The organism is Shewanella xiamenensis (genome assembly GCF_014647135.1).
Classification (GTDB): Bacteria; Pseudomonadota; Gammaproteobacteria; order Enterobacterales; family Shewanellaceae; genus Shewanella; species Shewanella xiamenensis.
In genome coordinates, this window is the sequence record NZ_BMOP01000048.1 from 1 (window position 1) to 3,867 (window position 3,867).

Genomic DNA, 3,867 nt, shown 5'->3' on the forward strand with positions numbered 1-3,867 from the left:
AATAAGACCTTCGCCAGTACACATTCTCAATCCGCTATTTGCATAATAAAGTGTCAACAACCAGCATCGGGCTTGTTCAACACTTGGGATAAGGTCGCGGCTACGCGCGGCCTATCCTTATTTGTTATATTTCATAGCGAAGATTTGCTAAATGGCTTATGGAACATCGAAGGCATCCTATCTTGCTTTAGATAGAACTTTGGAAACTGCTCTTTATCAACCCAAGCGTACCCATTAAGGCGATCTTTTAGCTTTCCATACTGAGATGGCATGGCCAGTTCATCCATAACTTTCTTCACGAAGCTTCGGTATTTTTTGCCCACAAAGTACTGTTTGTATAATCCAGCCGGTATCGGTAAATCAATTTTTGCATCGTCACCAGAAACACTTATTCCTAGCAATTTAGTTGGCGGGCCTAGCTTAATGAATCGTGGGTCCACCCCTTTTTCCTTAAGCAGGTTTTCACCGACGCGCTCAATGTCTTTAACCATCTGGGTGTGCTTTTTATAAATTCCTTTTTCTATTTCTGAATCGATTTCAGAAAGTCGCTGCCTGATTTCTACCACTTCGTTTACGTTCCTGTAATGCGATAATGCATCTAGGTATTCTTGCCCGTTACCGCACTCAGAGACTAGAAATGGCAGGAAGTTAGGCAAATGCAGACTTTCCGATTGTGGCACTAAATCTAGCTCTCGATAGGTATCCAGCATTTTCTTCTGAAACCCTTGCATTCCCGTCCTGAACGATTTTGCAAAGTTCTCGCTAGTATTGGCGCCATGATTAAGTCGGTCTAGAAAATCATATGAAAAAAAGTCTCTAAGAGGATGGGAAAGATAATTTGCGTTGTGTTTTGCTGCGTAGACTTGATACCAGATATATTGATTACCCAGCCACGCTAGAACAGAAACAAGCCTTTTGACATGAGATGACAGCTTTTCCCACTTAACTGGCAAATTATCAGTGCCCTGTATCTCAAGCTTCTCTCCCAATCCATAATCAGCAGGGCTATCTAGTACGGCTTCAATGAATGGGCTTTCTTTATCAATTCCCATCGCTCTGAAGACTAAATAGAATTCAGAGCTAGCATGCTCCCAGATAAATTTACTAAAAGCATCTGCCTGTTGAAAATACTGTGAGAATAGACTGCGATCTGACCCTTCTTTGTATGCTACATGCCATGCCTCAGATAATCGGCCAGCAATACTTAGTAAATCGCTATCTTCTTGCTCCTCCACTGTTAAAAATGAAAAAACAGGATCAGAAAGCATTTTCTTTCTAGCTGGCGTTAAAGCTTTTTTGTAAGTGTCAGGGATAATTATGCTATCACTAAGCAGAAATGCTTCTGAAAACCGTTCTAAAGCTACATGCTCAACATCTAACAAGGCGGGCTCTTTTGTCGGAGCTTTGCCTAATGCTCTTTGTACGCTCGAAATTGTAGAGTTATCTAGCATCACCACAGACATGCTTCAATCTCTCCTTTAAATATAACGCCGCAATAACCGGCGCGAGGTACGAGCGTCCGGCGCCGCAGGCGCGTAGTTGATTGCTTTGTGTACGCCCAGCATGGGCATGAACTAATGAGGTGAAAGTCCTCTGTAGGAAGGTCACCGTTCAATAACATGCTGTTATTAAACGCTAACTACTAGTGAATGGCAAGGGCTTATCCGCGAGGATTGGTTTGAAGGAAGCCGCTAGCAAATTTGCGAGCTGATGAACAAGAACATCATATGAGGCGTAGGCTAGAGGTGAGTTGGCACAAGACGACAAAACCACGTGATCTAATGGCCACCGTAAATGATGCAGCAGTGCAAAGAAAGTTCATGTTCTTATCTGGGGAGATCTGTTTAACACGCGATCGGTCATTAACCAGTCAGGCTCTGGTTTATAAGTGCCTTGGCTTTTCAGTGTCATCGACTGAAAAGAGCGAACCAGATGAAAACCGATAGCGCATGACGGGGTAACTCGGCATGTGATTAAACAGAAGTCAGCAGACGGCATAGTAGCCCAACGCCCATCGTAATGGATGGGATATGGTGAAGGCCTGAACATTTAGAAGAAGGAGGAGTCTTGTCAAACTTGTTGATACCCACTACGTCGCCAGACGATTACTATCAGTAGCGTATTGATATGCAACCAGCCTTCAACAGCGATTTATTCCAACAACTGCTTCAGCCTGAGAATCTACACCGAGCTTGGCGTCAGGTTAAAGCCAATAATGGCGCGGCTGGTATCGATGGCATGACCATCGAAGCCTTCCCGCTTTGGGTGCAGCAAGGCGGTTGGCAACAGTGTAAATCTCAACTTGAGTTAGGTGAATATCAACCCTCAGCAGTCAGACGCGTAGAGATCGACGAACCCGATGGCGGTAAACGCAAACTGGGTATCCCTAACGTCATTGATCGTGTGATACAGCAATCAATTGCTCAAATTCTCACGCCGTTGTTTGATCCTTCCTTCTCGGCTAATAGCTTCGGCTTTAGACCGAATAGGAATGCCAAACAAGCAGTCTTGCAAGTCAGGGATATCATCAAACATAAACGCAAATTTGCCGTCGATGTTGATCTGTCCAAGTTCTTTGATCGAGTAAATCATGATCTCTTAATGACTCAGTTAAGGAGCAAGGTACAGGATAAGCGTCTGCTGGCGCTTATTGGTAAATACCTGCGTGCTGGCGTGATGATCAACGACCAATTTGAAGCAAGCTTCGAAGGCGTACCTCAGGGTGGCCCACTCTCACCATTACTATCAAACATCATGTTGGATAGTCTGGATAAAGAGCTGGAAAGCAGAGGGCATCACTTCGCCCGCTACGCGGATGACTTTATCATCTTGGTCAAGTCTCAACGAGCGGGCGAACGTGTCCTCAAGAGTATTACTTGCTATCTTGCCACTAAGCTAAAACTGGTTGTTAACGAACAGAAAAGCCAAGTGGTTAAGGTAGGCCAAAGCAAGTTCCTAGGGTTTACCTTTAACCGCGGAAAGATCCAGTGGCATGTCAAAACACTGCACATCTTCAAACAAAAGATAAGACGACTGACAAACCGCAATTGGGGCGTGAGCATGAGCTATCAATTGTTTAAAGTGCGGCAATACATGCAAGGCTGGATCAACTACTTTGGCATAGCCAACGCTTATCAAGAGTGTGTCGATTTAGACCACTGGATCCGTCGTCGAGTACGTATGTGCTACTGGCGTCAATGGCGAAAGCCACGGACTAAGGTACAAAACTTACTCAAACGTGGCGTCAGGATCCAAGCGGCCGTTGCTTGTGGAATTACAAGCAAAGGGCCGTGGCGAAGCTCGAAAACACCAGGGATACAGCAAGCGCTGAGTAATGAGTATCTCAAGAAAGCAGGATTGTATTCACTGAGAGATGGATGGATCGCGGTTCACTATCCGAACCAGAAAACAGGTTAGGCGTTCTAAATGAACCGCCCTGTGCGGAGCCGCATGCAGGGTGGTGTGGGGGCTGGAGGCTAAATACCTCCGGCTACCCGATTATAGCTTTGCATATTCTTTAGCTATTGTTTGATTAATTTCAGTTGCGAGTGCTTGAGCCTGACGCATAGTATTTTGCACCGACTCCCAGTTTGCCCAATGCTGCGCCCACTTTTCTTTGCCGACCACTGACTCAAAATCAACTTTAGTTGGCTCTAACCAAGCCTCGTATTTATGCAGTTTATCAATGCGTCGGTTAAGATCTGACACGCCTCTAGATTTTGGCGATAACTTTGCTGAGCGGCTTTGTTTCCTAAATCAGTTGAACTAAAACCATAGCTGGTGATCTGATCGGCATAGCCTATCAACTCACCCATCAATAGTGTCAAAACCTCGCTATAAAACAACTAACTGGAAGCAATACAATCA

At 45.0% G+C, this 3,867-nt stretch carries 3 protein-coding genes; 1 reads left to right on the top strand and 2 read right to left on the bottom strand.

Annotated elements, in window-relative coordinates; all coding sequences use genetic code 11:
- Positions 1 to 131: 131 nt before the first annotated feature.
- The gene (locus IEY09_RS20025; protein ID WP_188872399.1) at positions 132 to 1,463 is read right to left on the bottom strand and encodes a hypothetical protein; all 1,332 of its coding nucleotides are present in this window, start codon (positions 1,461 to 1,463) and stop codon (positions 132 to 134) included.
- A 664-nt stretch (positions 1,464 to 2,127) separates the two neighbouring features.
- Between IEY09_RS20025 and ltrA the strand changes: the two genes are divergently transcribed.
- Entirely contained in the window at positions 2,128 to 3,417 is a 1,290-nt protein-coding gene (gene ltrA, locus IEY09_RS20030) for a group II intron reverse transcriptase/maturase (RefSeq protein ID WP_188872401.1), read from the top strand.
- An 81-nt stretch (positions 3,418 to 3,498) separates the two neighbouring features.
- On the opposite strand, the gene IEY09_RS20035 is transcribed toward ltrA, so the two are convergent.
- A complete protein-coding gene (locus tag IEY09_RS20035) occupies positions 3,499 to 3,708 on the bottom strand; it encodes a hypothetical protein (protein WP_188872403.1) in 210 nt (69 codons plus the stop codon).
- Positions 3,709 to 3,867: the final 159 nt, after the last annotated feature.

Coding starts and splice junctions, on each gene's coding strand:
- IEY09_RS20025 (WP_188872399.1), bottom strand. CDS start 1,463: ATGTCTGTGGTGATGCTAGATAACTCTACAATTTCGAGCGTACAAAGA.
- ltrA (WP_188872401.1), top strand. CDS start 2,128: ATGCAACCAGCCTTCAACAGCGATTTATTCCAACAACTGCTTCAGCCT.